This is a genomic window from Coriobacteriaceae bacterium (genome assembly GCA_025757745.1).
Classification (GTDB): Bacteria; Actinomycetota; Coriobacteriia; order Coriobacteriales; family Coriobacteriaceae; genus Collinsella.
The window spans coordinates 1-13,818 of the sequence record CP107217.1; the positions used below are offsets into that span (position 1 = coordinate 1).

Annotated in this window: 12 protein-coding genes, 1 rRNA gene and 1 pseudogene; 3 read left to right on the forward strand and 11 right to left on the reverse strand. The window is 58.4% G+C overall.

All coding sequences use genetic code 11. From position 1 onward, the window contains the following. The 4 genes and pseudogenes from OGM60_00005 to OGM60_00020 form a co-directional block, all read right to left on the reverse strand. Nucleotides 1–234: pseudogene (locus OGM60_00005) on the reverse strand (GTP-binding protein). A gap of 297 nt (nucleotides 235–531) precedes the next feature. Further along, the gene (locus tag OGM60_00010) at nucleotides 532–1,281 is read right to left on the reverse strand and encodes an amino acid ABC transporter ATP-binding protein (GenBank protein UYJ00185.1); all 750 of its coding nucleotides are present in this window, start codon (nucleotides 1,279–1,281) and stop codon (nucleotides 532–534) included. A 7-nt stretch (nucleotides 1,282–1,288) separates the two neighbouring features. Continuing rightward, nucleotides 1,289–1,942 (reverse strand): amino acid ABC transporter permease, encoded by a 654-nt coding sequence (locus OGM60_00015; GenBank protein UYI99224.1) that lies wholly within the window; start codon nucleotides 1,940–1,942, stop codon nucleotides 1,289–1,291. Beyond that, entirely contained in the window at nucleotides 1,942–2,802 is an 861-nt protein-coding gene (locus OGM60_00020) for a transporter substrate-binding domain-containing protein (GenBank protein ID UYI99225.1), read from the reverse strand. The genes OGM60_00015 and OGM60_00020 overlap by 1 nt, the downstream gene beginning before the upstream one ends. Before the next feature lie 338 nt (nucleotides 2,803–3,140). Here OGM60_00020 and rlmD point away from each other — a divergent pair, with 338 nt between their 5' ends. Continuing rightward, nucleotides 3,141–4,589: a 23S rRNA (uracil(1939)-C(5))-methyltransferase RlmD gene (gene rlmD, locus OGM60_00025; protein ID UYI99226.1), complete on the forward strand. Its 1,449-nt coding sequence runs from the start codon at nucleotides 3,141–3,143 to the stop codon at nucleotides 4,587–4,589. Nucleotides 4,590–4,653: 64 nt separating this feature from the next. On the opposite strand, the gene OGM60_00030 is transcribed toward rlmD, so the two are convergent. The 5 genes from OGM60_00030 to tilS all read right to left on the reverse strand — a co-directional run bounded on the left by OGM60_00030 (nucleotide 4,654) and on the right by tilS (nucleotide 11,400). Then, complete coding sequence (locus OGM60_00030) at nucleotides 4,654–5,475, reverse strand: phosphatase (GenBank protein UYI99227.1); 822 nt, start codon at nucleotides 5,473–5,475, stop codon at nucleotides 4,654–4,656. Nucleotides 5,476–5,640: 165 nt separating this feature from the next. Continuing rightward, complete coding sequence (locus OGM60_00035) at nucleotides 5,641–6,825, reverse strand: pyridoxal phosphate-dependent aminotransferase (protein UYI99228.1); 1,185 nt, start codon at nucleotides 6,823–6,825, stop codon at nucleotides 5,641–5,643. Between the two features lie 199 nt (nucleotides 6,826–7,024). Further along, on the reverse strand, nucleotides 7,025–9,103 hold the full coding sequence (gene ftsH, locus OGM60_00040) for an ATP-dependent zinc metalloprotease FtsH (protein ID UYI99229.1): 2,079 nt from the start codon (nucleotides 9,101–9,103) through the stop codon (nucleotides 7,025–7,027). Nucleotides 9,104–9,164: 61 nt separating this feature from the next. Beyond that, on the reverse strand, nucleotides 9,165–9,713 hold the full coding sequence (hpt, locus tag OGM60_00045) for a hypoxanthine phosphoribosyltransferase (protein ID UYI99230.1): 549 nt from the start codon (nucleotides 9,711–9,713) through the stop codon (nucleotides 9,165–9,167). Between the two features lie 148 nt (nucleotides 9,714–9,861). After that, nucleotides 9,862–11,400 (reverse strand): tRNA lysidine(34) synthetase TilS, encoded by a 1,539-nt coding sequence (gene tilS / locus OGM60_00050; protein ID UYI99231.1) that lies wholly within the window; start codon nucleotides 11,398–11,400, stop codon nucleotides 9,862–9,864. Nucleotides 11,401–11,448: 48 nt separating this feature from the next. Between tilS and OGM60_00055 the strand changes: the two genes are divergently transcribed. Further along, complete coding sequence (locus OGM60_00055) at nucleotides 11,449–12,258, forward strand: MBL fold metallo-hydrolase (protein ID UYI99232.1); 810 nt, start codon at nucleotides 11,449–11,451, stop codon at nucleotides 12,256–12,258. A 70-nt stretch (nucleotides 12,259–12,328) separates the two neighbouring features. Here the strand turns inward: OGM60_00055 and OGM60_00060 are convergent, their stop codons facing one another. Further along, nucleotides 12,329–12,760 carry an Hsp20 family protein gene (locus OGM60_00060; GenBank protein UYI99233.1) on the reverse strand — a complete coding sequence of 144 codons (432 nt, stop codon included), beginning with the start codon at nucleotides 12,758–12,760 and terminating at the stop codon, nucleotides 12,329–12,331. Between the two features lie 278 nt (nucleotides 12,761–13,038). Between OGM60_00060 and OGM60_00065 the strand changes: the two genes are divergently transcribed. Then, nucleotides 13,039–13,509, forward strand: coding sequence for a hypothetical protein (locus tag OGM60_00065; protein ID UYI99234.1), 471 nt, complete (start codon nucleotides 13,039–13,041; stop codon nucleotides 13,507–13,509). Nucleotides 13,510–13,623: 114 nt separating this feature from the next. Here OGM60_00065 and rrf read toward each other — a convergent pair. After that, nucleotides 13,624–13,739: ribosomal RNA gene (gene rrf, locus OGM60_00070) — 5S ribosomal RNA — on the reverse strand. Nucleotides 13,740–13,818 lie beyond the last annotated feature (79 nt).

Sequence of the window (13,818 nt, forward strand, 5' to 3'; positions counted from 1 at the left end):
CACATTGATGCGCGCGCCCTTCCAGTCGATCGGCGCAATGGTCGTCGAGATGGAAAATGCACGCTTGACCTCCTCGGGGTCATAGTCGAGCGTGGGCTTGGTGCCGTCGTGGCCGCCCAGGCGGGCGGTCTTGCCAGAAAGGTGGAGCATGGCCTCGGCGAGTGAGGTCTTGCCCACCCCGCCTTGGCCTACGAGCACCACGTTCCTTACGTTACCGGTCTTGGGAGCACCCATGATGACCTCCTTGCAGGGCCGCGCGCAATGCGCGACGCCAACGGGGAGAGTTCGCGGTCGGTGCCATCCCGGGAGCAGCATGGTCGGCAGCCGAGCCGACTCACCCTCCAAATGTCCTATGCCACCACCCTACCCTCACGGGCGACCGTCCATGCATACCTTTCGGCGCACGTATGAATACAGGCGGCGAGAGGAAGAAGAGCGCATGCGAGGCGATTATTAAACCCCATCGATACAAATAAAAGCCGCCGCAGACCATAAGACCTGCGGCGGCTTTTTCTCAATATATAGCTGAGCCTAGCCCTCGATACGGCTCAAGAACTCACGGGTACGTTGCTCACGCGGGTGATCGATAACCTGCTCGGCAGGACCCTCCTCGACAATGCGACCGCCGTCCATAAAGACCACGCGGTCGGCAACATCGCGCGCAAATTGCATTGCGTGGGTCACGATCACCATCGTCATATTCTGCGCGGCAAGGTCTTTAATGACACGCAGCACCTCGGCCGTTAGCTCGGGATCGAGCGCCGAAGTCGGCTCGTCAAAGAACAAGATCTCCGGGTCGAGCGCCAAGGCGCGGGCGATACTCACACGCTGTTGCTGACCACCCGAAAGCTCACATGGCACCTTGTTCTCGTTGCCCGTAAGCCCCATCTGCGCGATCAACTCACGCGCACGCGCTTCGGCCTGCTCGCGCGGACGCTTGAGTACGCGAACCGGAGCGTCGGTGATGTTTTTCATCACCGTATAGTGCGGGAACAGATTGTAGTTCTGAAACACCAGACCAAACCGCGAGCGCGCCTGTTTAGGCACATCGCCCTTTGCGTACACCGCGCCCGAACCCGCATCCGTCGCGACGGCAAGGTCGCCAAACGAAAGCGAGCCACCGTCGAGCGTCTCGAGCAGCGTGGCGCAGCGCAGCAGCGTGGACTTACCGCCACCCGAAGGCCCGATAATCGCCACAACCTCGCCACGCTTTACCTCGAGTGAGATATCCTTGAGCACCTTATTGCCGCCAAACGCCTTGCGCGCGTTCGCTATATTCATTACCGAATTAATCATGGTAGTAATCCAATTTTTTCTCGGCGGCGCCCAGCAGCATCTCGACCACAAAGTTAAAGACCCAGTAGATCAGCGCCGCAATCGCAAACGGCACCATGCTCACCTGCGAGGCAACCAGCGCCTTGGCGGTCGAGAACATCTCACCCACGCCAATGGCAAACGCCAGCGACGTGTCCTTGACCAGCGTGATGATCTCGTTGCCCATCGCCGGCAGAATACGCTTGGCGACCTGCGGCATCACGATATACAGAAACGTCTGCGTGCGCGAATAGCCCAGCACCTCGGCGGCCTCATATTGACCGCGCGGAATCGACTGCAAGCCCGAGCGATAGATCTCGGCAAAGTAGCCGGCGTAGTTGATGATGAACGCCACAACGCACGCCGTCCATTTGGAATCGGGCGTGAGCGAGATGCCGAACACGTAATACGGGGCAAAGTAGATGGCAAACATCTGCAGCATGAGCGGCGTACCGCGCATGACCGAAATGTAGATGCGCGCAATCCAGCGCAGCGGCGCGACCTTGCTCATGCGCATAAACGCCACGGGAATTCCCAGGGGAATCGACCCGAGCAGCGTCAGCACAAACAGCTGCAAACTGACCAAGAATCCCTGGCCAAGCATCTGCATCATGACTTGGATAGACATTATTTCAAAACCCAGTTGTCGAAGGATAGACCGTAATCTGCATATTTATCACACAGGTCCTTGACCGTGCCGTCCTCATAGAGTGCCTTGAGCGACTCGGTCACGGCATCGGCCGACTTGGTGTCGCCCTTCTTAAAGCCGACGGCGTAGTGCTCGCTGGACAGCGGCTCATCAAGCTGTGTATAGGCATCGGGCTTGGCGGCAAGCTGATACTGGGCAATCGAGAGGTCACAGGCGACGGCATCGACTGCACCACTCTCGAGCTGCATAAACGCCGTGTTGTACTCACCGATGGTATCGAGCGTGGCAAACGTCGCGGCCAAATCCTTCTGGTCGCCCTCGAGCACATCCTGTGCAGCGGAATCAGTCTGGGTAATCACGGTCTTGCCGGCAAGATCGTCCCAGCTCTTGATGCCTGCATCCTTCTTTACCACCAGCACCTGCTCGTTGAGCATGTACGGCTCGGAGAACGTGTAGTCGTCCTCGCGGCCCTCCATGGTAAAGCCGTTCCAGATACAGTTGATGGCGCCCGAGTTGAGCAGCGTATCCTTGGCATCCCAGTCGATGGCCTCGTATTTGACCTCCCAGCCCTGCTTATCGGCAACAGCCTTGGCCAAATCGAGATCAAAGCCGGTGTACTCGCCATCGTCGCCCACAAAACCATACGGAGGATAGGACTTATCAAAGCCCACCACGAGCTTCTTGGACTCCGCAGCGCCCTTCACATCCTTGGCCGCGGCAGAGCCAGCGGCGGAGCCCTTGCCGGCGCCACCGCCGCAACCGACAAGACCAAGGCCAAGCACCGTGGCGAGCGAGCCGGCTAGACCAACAAACTGACGACGAGACATATCGGTGTTCATGGTATTCCCCCTTGATGACACTTTAGTTAGGTAAAGTGAGTCATGTAACGTTCAGAATCATACACTTTAGCGTGATAGAGCACAAGGCGAGTTTGCCCGCCGCGTGAGGGGTGTGGGGGTTAAGTTTCCTGCTCTACAGTCCTGCTCACGACGGAGGCCACATTAAGTGGCCTCCTGTTCGTGCGGAACTCGCGATAAACTTAACCCCCACACCCCTCACGCGGCGGGCAACCGTCGTTGGGCTTATCACTGACACGAATAAACCGCTTGTATATCGTCTGCTGGCTTGGCACGGTACAATACTTGCAGCTTTAATTCATGAATTAGTGGAGTTATTGATGGCAGAATCTCGTGCGGAGCGTAAGGCTCGTCGTGCTTTGATCGAAGCGGCTGAGGGGTCGGAGGAGAAAAAATCTTCTAAGAAATCCAAGTCGTCTCAGGATGCGAAGGGCAAGTCAGCCAAAGGCAAGGCTAAGGCCAAGCGTCCCGGCTCTCGTCGGAGCGAGGACAAGGCATCTCAGACTCGCTCCAAGCGCTCGCATAAAGATCCGGTTTCGCCTGCGCGTAAGGCTGTGGACCCCAAGTCTCCTTGTTCCATCATGAAAGCTTGCGGTGGGTGCACGGCGCTCAATCGTCCTTATAAAAAGCAGTTGGCAGCTAAGCAGGCTGTTATGGAGGAGCTTTTTGCTGCCCTTTGCGAGCGCGAGGGTATTAGCGTCGACCCCATTCGCGGTATGGGAGTCACCCTGGGTGACCCAGGCACATATCCTGCGCCGCGCGGTTTTCGCCATAAGGCCGCCACTCCCTTTGCCCCCGGCAAAGGGGGCGCTGTCCGCTGCGGCTTTTTTGAACGTGGCACGCACAGAATCGTTGCCGTGCCCGAGTGTCCTGTCGAGGCGCCGGGTGCCCGTCAGATTCTCAACGGCATCGCGCGCGAAGCTGAGCGGCTGCATATTCCCGCCTTTAATGAGGACAAGCATCTGGGGCTGCTTCGCTATGCCGTCGTCCGCTGCGGTTGGCGTACCGACCAGGTCATGGTCACGCTCGTGACCGCCCAGCGTGACTTACCGCATGCGCAGGAGTTCTTTGAGGCCGTCGCGGCGCTCGATCCGCATATCGTCACCGTCGCCCAAAATATCAATGGCCGTCCCGGTAACGCCATCTTGGGTGAGGAAACTCATATCGTCTATGGCGCCGAGTGCATGCGCGATCAGCTGCTCGGCTGCAACTTCGATATCTCCCCCACCGCGTTTTATCAGACCAACCCGCAGCAGACCGAACTGCTCTATCAGCTCGCTATCGACGGCATGGACCTGCGCCAGGGCGATGTGCTTATGGATGCCTACTGCGGCAGCGGCACCATCGGTCTTTGCGCAGCTAAAGATGCCCAGAGCAAGGGCATCGGCATCATGCTGCTCGGCGTGGAGCGCAACCCGGCGGGCATTGCCGACGCGCGCCGCAATGCCGAGCTCAACGGTCTTACCCGCAGCGCCTGGTTTATGGCCGACGATGCCACCGATTACATCCTAGATGCCGCCGACAACAACGAGCGCGTCGACGTCCTTTCCATCGACCCGCCGCGCGCCGGCTCCACCCCCGAGTTCCTCGAAGCTGCCTGCGCACTTAAGCCGCGCCGCATCACCTATATCAGCTGCAACCCCGTGACCCAAGAGCGCGACCTGCACCAGCTCCTCGACGGAGGCTATCGCCTGCTCAAGATCACGCCCGTCGACATGTTCCCCCACACCGACCATACCGAAACCGTAGCGGTCCTCGAACGCCGCTAATTCTCTGGCACAAGAAGGGGGCGGCCCGCCCGGGCCGCCCCCTTCACTTGGTTTATAAACTCCGCTACATCCCCTTGCGCAGGTCGCACACGCCAGCTGCCGCCATCTCGCGCAACAGCGTCTCGCGGTCGCGCGTCACGATCAAATCCAGCGGGAAGTGAATCTCGTCGAGCAACTTGCGGGCGTGATCGAGCTTGCCAATGGCCATACCAATGTGGGCATCGGTCGACACACCAATACCCACGCCCAGCTCGGCGCAGCGCTCGGCGATCTTGCGGCATACGGCCCAATGCTCAGTGTCGACACCGTGTTCAAGACTATGGTTGTTGATCTCGATGATCTTGTGCTTGGCCTTAGCCGCCAGCAGCACCTCGTCGATATCGAACGGCACGCCCGAGCGCCCCGCGTGGCCCAGCATGAACACCTTGGGGTGCTCCAGGGCATTGATATACATCTCGGTCGTCTGGGCCAGCGTCGCGCCTTCAGCGAGCTGCGGATTATGCACGCTTGCCACCAAATAATCCAAATTGCGCGTAACCAAATCGAACAGCGAATGCGGGCGGCTGTACGAATCGCCGGCGATATCGAGCGTGACAGGAGTGTCCTCGCCAAACAGGCTTCCGTCCAGTGAAACGATATCGGCCTCGGCACCACGCAACACCAGCACGCCGCTCCAAATGCGCGGCCAGATATCCTGGTTGATAAAGAACTGATAACTGCGCAGGTCATTAGGGCAAGCCGTAACCATAGAGCTCAGATGGTCGGCAGATCCGAGCACCTGCAGACCACGCTCTGCCGCCCAGTACACATTCTCCTCAATGGTCGAATATGCATGCGCAGAGAACATCGTATGGGTATGAATGTCACAAGAAAGCAGGTAGGGCATCGGGTCTCCTTATCTGGCACGGCCGTCGCTTATATTCATTGTACGCATAGCCTTCGATAGTCGTAAAACCACTCCATCCCAACGACACAACGTCCATGACAACGGGGTCCGGCTTAACACCAAACCCCGTTTCACGTAAAACATTGTAGGCAGAGCGCTTTACTTTTAACGATACTCGTCCGCCAACTGTTTCCAAGCGGGTAGCGAATTGATGATCGTTTCGCAACTCACGCAATAGCCCAGGCGGAACCAGCCCGGCATACCAAAGCTGTCCGAGGGAACCGCAAGCAACTCATACTTCTTTGCGCGCTCGCAAAACGCATTCGCATCGGGCTCGAGTGCCTTCACCCACAGGTAGAAAGCACCGTCCGGCTCAACATAGGTATAGCCGTAGTCCGCCAAGGCGTCGGTAAGCGCCGTGCGGTTGCGAGCATAGGCCTCGATATCGCTCGGCTCATCGATGCAATCGATAATCACGCGCTGGAAGAGCGCCGGTGCACATACAAAACCCAGCGTACGGGCAGCACCCGCAACAGCCGGCATCAGACGCGCAGCCTGCGGATTGGTGTTGGGAACCAAGATCCAGCCAACGCGCTCACCCGGCAGCGACAGCGACTTAGAATACGAGTAGCACACCACGGTGTTCTCGTAGATCGAGGGCACCCAAGGCACCTCGGCACCGTACACGATCTCGCGGTACGGCTCATCCGAGATGAGCATAATCGGATTCTCGGGATCACGCCGAGCGTTGGCCTCGCGCAGAACATTGGCCAGTCGCGTCAGCGTGTCGCGCGTATATACGGCACCGGTCGGGTTGTTGGGCGAGTCGATGATGACGGCCGCCGTCTTTTCGCTGATCGCCTTGAGCACGTTGTCCACGCTCAGCTGAAACGTGTCTTCATCGGCGAGCGCCTCGACACACGTGCAGCCGGCCTTCTCAATCCACACGCGATACTCCGGGAAGTACGGGGCGATAACAACAACCTCATCGCCCGGGTTCGTAACGGCGTTGAGCGCGCAGGTGAGCGAAGCCGCGGCACCCACCGTCATAAAGACGTCCTTGCCCTCATAGCTCGTGCCAAAGCGACGGTTGAGCGATTCGGCGACAGCTGCTCGACATTGCGGCAGGCCCGGTGCGGGAGTGTAGCCGTGCAGCTGGTCACTCGGCAGCTCCAAGGCCTTCTTAATGGACTCCGCCACGGCAGCGGGCGCCGGAACACTCGGGTTGCCCAGCGAAAAATCGAATACGTTTTCCGCACCGATCTGTGCCTTGCGCTCAAGACCATAGCTAAAGATCTCACGGATGATGGAGCTTTCCGCACCGCGAGCATACATAGTTTCGTTGATCATCTGTTCCCCTTTCGCATAGGCGCTATTGTACGCTTTAGTCGAGCAAAGTGCCGCAGCAATGTTAATTGGGTGTTGATTGGGGACAGACTTAAATGCGTGAAAACGCTCATTTAGTCTGTCCCCAATCAACAGATGGCCCCATATCGCTCAAAAGAAAAGGCCTCCGCAGGTTTCCCCGCGGAGGCTTTCACCACAAAGACTATTTGTCGTCGTCGGTGTCGGCACCGGCATTGACGGCACAGTCATCATCGGCAGTCTCGGATGCGACTTCGGCATCCTCCTGCATGGCCGCCTGCGCAAAAGCTGCGGCATCAGCCGCCAGCTCCTCCTCGCTCATGCGAGGCGCGCGCTTCTTGGTCGGCATGCCAGCCGCCTTGGCATTGCGCTCCTCCTTGGCCGCCAGGATATCGCCCTCGCGCTCAAGGTAGGCATCCCACTCGTTGTCGAGCAGGGCATTCACGGCGTCGCCTTCGACGGTCTCGCGCTCAAGCAGCACCTTCGCCATCAGATCAAGCTGATCGCGACGGGCATCCAGAATCTCGACCGCGCGGCGATGGGCCTCGCGCATAATGCGCTGGACCTCGATATCGATGCGACGCGCCGTCTCCTCGGAGTAATCCTGGTGATCGGCGTAATCGCGACCAAGGAACACCTGATGCTGCGCCTCGCCAAACACCTGCGTGCCCAACTCCTCGCTCATGCCCAGGCGCGTGACCATCTCGCGCGCCATCTTGGTCGCGCGCTCCAGGTCGTTGCTCGCGCCCGACGTGATGTCGTCGCACATGAGTTCCTCGGCAACGCGACCGCCCAAGAACACGGCAAGCTCATCGAGCATCTCGTTCTTGGTCTTGAGGAAGTGATCCTCCTGCGGAAGCTGCAACGTGTAGCCCAGAGCCTGGCCGCGGCTGACAATCGAAATCTTATGAACCGGATCGGAGTGCTCCAAGATGTGACCCACCAGGGCATGACCGCTCTCGTGGTAGGCAATCGTGGTGCGCTCGGCTTCGGTCATCACACGGCCCTTGCGTTGTGGTCCGGCAATCACGCGCTCCATCGACTCCTCGACCTCGTCCATCGAGATCACGGAACGATGACGGCGAGCGGCCAGCAGCGCAGACTCATTGAGCAGGTTCGCCAAATCGGCACCGGTAAAGCCAACGGTCATCTGGGCGAGCTTCTCAAACTTAACGTCCTCGTCCATCGGCTTGTTCTCGGCATGCACGCGCAAGATCTGCTCGCGGCCCTTTACGTCCGGACGGTCGACCGTGACCTGGCGGTCAAAACGACCGGGGCGCAGCAATGCCGGGTCCAGAATATCGGGACGGTTAGTTGCGGCGATCAGGATGACCGAGTCGCTTTCCTCAAAACCGTCCATCTCGACCAGCAGCTGGTTGAGCGTCTGCTCGCGCTCGTCGTGGCCGCCGCCCAGACCGGCTCCGCGCTGACGTCCCACGGCATCGATCTCGTCAATAAAGATGATCGACGGAGCCTGAGACTTGGCCTCCTTAAAGAGGTCGCGCACGCGGCTGGCACCGACACCCACGAACATCTCGACAAAGTCAGAACCAGAGATGCTAAAGAACGGCACGCCCGCCTCGCCGGCAACGGCCTTGGCCAGCAGCGTCTTACCGGTACCCGGAGGGCCCACCAGCAAAACGCCGCGCGGGATCTTGGCACCCAGTTTGCGATAGCGGTCCGGATCGCTTAGGAAGTCGCGGATCTCCTCGAGCTCCTCGACGGCCTCGTCCACGCCGGCCACGTCCTCGAACTTGACCTTGGGACGCGTAGCCTCGTTAGTCTTGGCGTTGGTCTTGCCAAACTGCATGTTCCTGTTATTGGCGCCCATCATCTGGCGCATAAAGTAGAACATGATGGCGATCAGGGCGATCGTCGGCAGCACGCTCATCGCCAAGTCGCCCCAAAAATCGGGGTCGTTGGTGTTGACGATATACTTGGTGTCGGGGTGCTCCGCCATAAGCTCGGCAAGCGAATCGGAGCCGACATAGGTCGAGGAAAAGCTCTTGAGCTCGCTCGTATCGCCCTTGTCCTTTTTTGTCTTCCAGTAATGACCCGCCACGCTTCCGTCTTGAACCGTATAGGTCAAATCTTCGACGCGATCCTGCTTAATGGCACTGACCATCTCGCTCGTCGCGAGCTTAACGGTATTGCTGGAGTTGGCAAAGCCGGAACCCATATTAAAGAAGGCATAGCCCAGAAGCGCGCAAGCCAAAAGAAAATACAGCCAGCCCGTACGCGTGGGCTTCTTGCCTCCGGGCATCCCCGGAATCTTTGGGTCCCGGGGAGTCTGGGGATTGTTGTCGTTACGGTCGTCGGGCATCTTACGAATAAACCTCCGGTTTCAAAATGCCCAGATACGGAAGGTTGCGATAGCGCTCGGCATAGTCGAGGCCGTAGCCCACCACAAAGGCATCGGGGCAATGGGTTCCAACATACTTGGGCGTGATGGCCGAGGTACGGTCCTCAACGTCCTTCCACAGGAAGGCAGCGACCTCCAGCGAAGCGGGCTTGCGGCTCTCGAGGTTCTTCATCAGGTACTTGAGGGTCAGGCCCGAGTCCAGAATGTCCTCGACGATCAGCACGTCGCGACCACGGATGTCGATATCCAGGTCCTTAATGATACGCACGATGCCCGAAGACTTCACACCGTCGCCATAGCTCGAAACAGCCATGAAATCGATGTTGGTCGGCAGCTCGATCTTGCGCATCAGGTCGCCCATAAAGACAACGGCGCCGCGCAGAACCGCGATCAACACCAGATCCTTACCAGCGTAGTCGCGCGTAATCTCCTCGCCCAGGCGAGAAACGATACCTTCGATATCCTCCTGCGTAAACAGAACCTTCTCGATATCCGGATGTTGAGAAGCCATGACAACCCTTTCTTGTGCTTAATCGCCCACACACCGCCGTATGGACGCGAACTACACATTCTAGCAGCGCACGGGGTATATTTTCCAGCCCGCGCATCATCAGCGCTGGAATACCGTCAACGCCGCACAGAAAAGCTGGTACGAGGGGCTAATCCGCGTCAACCACGCGAAGCAGATAGGCCACACGCGTCGCCGCCGTGCACTTAAAGCGTTCGTCCGCGCGAACTCCGGCGACCCACACCACGGCACCTCCCGGCGCCGTCCTCACCATGGGCACGCCGGCGCGCTCGGAAACGGGAATGCGAGCCTCTCCTAGCAAGTCGGATACCTTCTTGCTTCGGCCACTCATTCCTAACGGGCACATCACGTCTCCCGGTGCGGGACCGTCCACCCATAGGCGCGCCAATCGCGCCTCGGCAGGGATCTCGCCACGCGAGCCCGCCAGGATCCGCTCGCTATCGCTGTCGGCAAAACCCAGGGCAGCCGCGTCTACCAAAGCTGCCACTTCCCCGGCAGCCGCAAGCTCACGGGCGCGGCGCACGATATCGCATCCCGGTTCAACGGCCATCGGCTCTGCGACCAGCATACGTCCCCCGCCCAACGGCAAACGACCGGGTACGGTAACCCAGTCCGCGACCAGGCCCTCGCGAGCCACCGGAGCCTTAAACGCCAGCATGCCAAATTCGACGCGTGCGTCAATCCCCGCCGGAAGCGTGACCGAGCCTGCGCCCTCGGCAACGCAGGAAAGGACTCGCTCCACATGTCGCATCTCTGGACGAGCGTCCGGATCGATGCGTTTGATCGCCAGTCGCACGATGCGCCGCGCGATTACCACCTCGGCCGCAGCAAGGCGTCTGGCATCGAGCACTAGCGCACCCGCCGCCTCCTTGCGCAGGCAGCTTCGAAACGCCTGTGCCGACAGCTGGGATAGAAACGCATCTTCGTCACCAAGGATCTCGCAGGCGGCGCCAATCGTCTTGCACACGCTCGCATTACGCTGTGCCACCACTGGCATTACCCGATGGCGCACGTAGTTTCGCAGATACGAGATATCCTCATTGCTCTCGTCCTCACGCCACGGCTGACCATGTACCTGTAGATAGCCCACGAGCTCGCCATGAGTTAGGTCGAGCAAGGGGCGCACCACGATATTCCTCCGGTGAGGAATGCTCGATAGGCCAGCGGGCCCTGAACCCTTAATCGCGTTCATCAAAAACGTTTCCGCGCGATCCGAAGACGTGTGCGCGGTGCAGATACGAGCCGCCGTTCGCGGTGCCCCCGTCTGGGCGCAGAGCTCGCGAACATACCTCCGCGCCGCGGCATAGCGCACCTCGCGGGCCGCGGCCTCAATATTGCCCGACTCCCCATCAAAATAAGCGTGCTCCACGCACAGCGGTAAACCATATTTCGCGCAGAGCTCACGCACAAAGGCCTCGTCGCCATCGGACGCCTTGCCGCGCAGATGATGGTTTACATGCAGCACATGCAGGCGCTCGCGAGCAATGGGGGCAACACCGCGTCCGTCTTGGATATCCAGCTTTGATGTGCACGCCATAAGAAGCAGTGCCGTCGAGTCCGCGCCGCCTGATACCATGAGCACGACAGGAGCAGCCTGCTGCCTCGTCCGGGTCTCATCGACTGCCCCAGGCACGGCATGGTGTCCATAATGCTGAGATACCGTAGGCATTTGCTTCCTCCTCTATTCGTCCGCACCCATTGTATCCTTTGGAATCTTATGTCTCGTCTGCACCTTCATATCCTCGGCAGTGGCTCTAAAGGCAACTGCGCACTCATCGAGGGCCCGCAGGGGCTCATTATGGTCGATGACGGACTGTCTCGCCGCGAAACGCTCAAACGCATGGCGGAACTCGGACTGTCGGTAGACGACGTGTACGCCCTTGTTGTCACCCATGAACACAGCGACCACATCAAGGGGCTTGAGGTATGGTGCAAGCATTGGAATGGCCCAGTCTTTTCCAGCAGAGGAACGCTCACGTCCAAAGAAAGCCTCGCACATCTACCTGTCGAGGAATTCGACCCAGGTGACGCCCTCTCTATTGCCGGAGTCCACATTCAAACATATTCGACATCCCACGACGTCGTTAATCCCGTCGGCTACCGGTTTGACGCTCAGGGTGATTCAATTGGCTTTGCCACCGACACCGGCGAGTTGTCGAAGCATGCCATCGATACGCTCAAGGACTGTCGCATTCTCGCACTCGAAAGCAACCACGATGTAACCATGCTGCGTCAAGGCGACTATCCTCGCTTTCTTCAGGAACGTATCCTGTCTGTAAAAGGGCATCTCTCCAACGATCAGGCCGCCGATGCCGCACGCGCGTTGGCAACCGATCGCACCGAGCAACTTATCGCGATGCACATTAGCCAAGACAACAATCGCCCAAGCCTGACCGTCAAAAGCTACGCAAGCTCCCTCGACGCAACGCTCGACAACGAGCTTGGCAGCACCGCCACCCGCGTTGAGGGGCTGCATAAACTCACGATACGTCCCGCCGGACAATATCGGCCCATGACCATACAGTAAACAGCAAAGGGGGCTGGGAATCACTTCCCAGCCCCCTTAACGTAGGCACCGATTTTAAAAGCCGATAGCCTTAATCGATGGAAATCTTCGTAACGTTCTTCTTCTCGACAATCTTAGGAACCGTAACGGTAAGGATGCCGTCAGCGTACTTTGCAGAAAGGCCCTCGCTCGAAGCATCCTTCAGGTACACGCCGCGCGTCGCGCTGTACGAGCTGAACTCCTTCTGCAGGAAGTTCTTACCCTCGTTCTCCTCGTCTTCCTCGACATTCACGCTAATGGACAGACGGCCCTCGTTAAGCTCGACATCGATATCGTCCTTGGCGACGCCGGTCAGATAAGCCTTGACCTCATAGCCATCGCCCTTATCCTCAACGTCAACGGGGAACGCCTTAGAGGCAATCGAGCTGTTCGCTAGGTCGCTCATATCATCAAAGAGATCAAACAACGAGCTAGCAGAGGGACGAACACCAAAAACCGAACGATAAGGAACCATGCTTGCCATGACTACCACTCCTTTAAGGGACTGCCGAGCCATCTTCTAGGTGGCAGGGACTTCTTTTGACGCTCTAATATATGCCCATCCATTTCTTATATATACATTTTGATATAAAGTTTTTTAAGTCTCTTTCTATAAGCATATCTAAGTCTGGTCGACTAAGGTTTTAACGAAGCTAAAGTTCTTTGAACCGTGCCTTAAATACCATATACGCGGCCTGTCAAAACGAAGCGGAGGGCTTACAATGAGCGCATACACGTTGTTAATGACAACCTAAGGGCATCATGGACGATCAGACCTCCGACAATTCGTTTGAGTCGCTGCAGAACGATAGTTCTGCCTATTCACAGCCCATACGCTACCATCGTCCCCATATTTCCCAAGAGCCCATTAACGATGCAGAGCCTGAGTATGTAACTCGCAATCGATATCAAACCCTAGAAGAATCTCAATCAGCGCGCAGACACATGGGTGTCGCCTCGAGCGATCCGGTGTATCTAAAAGATGCCCCATTATCCAAAAACAGCGCAAGCAGCCAGGAGCAGACACAAACACCCACAAAGCAACATCGCAGAGGGCCCCGTCCCAAGCAAACTCTAACGCATTCCGCCCGCTATCTCGAGACGCCTAAGCAGGGGAAATCGATATTTACATCGTCAAACAGACGGCGCAGACAGCACCGTCTCCAAATTGCGCTCTTGATCATTGCCATCGTGGCAATCGCGCTGGTCATTCATTTTGTTTTCTTCAAATAGAAAAGGCTATTAAGCCATAGAGGCGTTTAGCTCATATCGACCAAACGCAAAAAAGGGGGAGGCCGCGAGGCCTCCCCCTTCTACATTCCCAATGGCGGCTCGGTGCCGTCCACCGGTCAGCGGCGCCCTGGCCTCCCACGGGCTGACCCCGCAGTACTCTCGGCGCGATGGGGCTTAGCTTCCGGGTTCGGAACGGGACCGGGCGTGCCCCCCATGCTCTGGCCGCTGACCGGTGGGCGGCGCCCACCGTTCTCGGTGTCCGGGTGTCCCTCTCACGTGCCCTGGGGGCCGCATGGCGTATAGGAAAGG

Excerpts from the sequence above, each read along its gene's own strand:
- OGM60_00010 (UYJ00185.1), bottom strand. The coding sequence starts at position 1,281 with ATGAATATAGCGAACGCGCGCAAGGCGTTTGGCGGCAATAAGGTGCTC.
- OGM60_00015 (UYI99224.1), bottom strand. The coding sequence starts at position 1,942 with ATGTCTATCCAAGTCATGATGCAGATGCTTGGCCAGGGATTCTTGGTC.
- OGM60_00020 (UYI99225.1), bottom strand. The coding sequence starts at position 2,802 with ATGAACACCGATATGTCTCGTCGTCAGTTTGTTGGTCTAGCCGGCTCG.
- rlmD (UYI99226.1), top strand. The coding sequence starts at position 3,141 with ATGGCAGAATCTCGTGCGGAGCGTAAGGCTCGTCGTGCTTTGATCGAA.
- OGM60_00030 (UYI99227.1), bottom strand. The coding sequence starts at position 5,475 with ATGCCCTACCTGCTTTCTTGTGACATTCATACCCATACGATGTTCTCT.
- OGM60_00035 (UYI99228.1), bottom strand. The coding sequence starts at position 6,825 with ATGATCAACGAAACTATGTATGCTCGCGGTGCGGAAAGCTCCATCATC.
- ftsH (UYI99229.1), bottom strand. The coding sequence starts at position 9,103 with ATGCCCGGAGGCAAGAAGCCCACGCGTACGGGCTGGCTGTATTTTCTT.
- hpt (UYI99230.1), bottom strand. The coding sequence starts at position 9,713 with ATGGCTTCTCAACATCCGGATATCGAGAAGGTTCTGTTTACGCAGGAG.
- tilS (UYI99231.1), bottom strand. The coding sequence starts at position 11,400 with ATGCCTACGGTATCTCAGCATTATGGACACCATGCCGTGCCTGGGGCA.
- OGM60_00055 (UYI99232.1), top strand. The coding sequence starts at position 11,449 with ATGTCTCGTCTGCACCTTCATATCCTCGGCAGTGGCTCTAAAGGCAAC.
- OGM60_00060 (UYI99233.1), bottom strand. The coding sequence starts at position 12,760 with ATGGCAAGCATGGTTCCTTATCGTTCGGTTTTTGGTGTTCGTCCCTCT.
- OGM60_00065 (UYI99234.1), top strand. The coding sequence starts at position 13,039 with ATGGACGATCAGACCTCCGACAATTCGTTTGAGTCGCTGCAGAACGAT.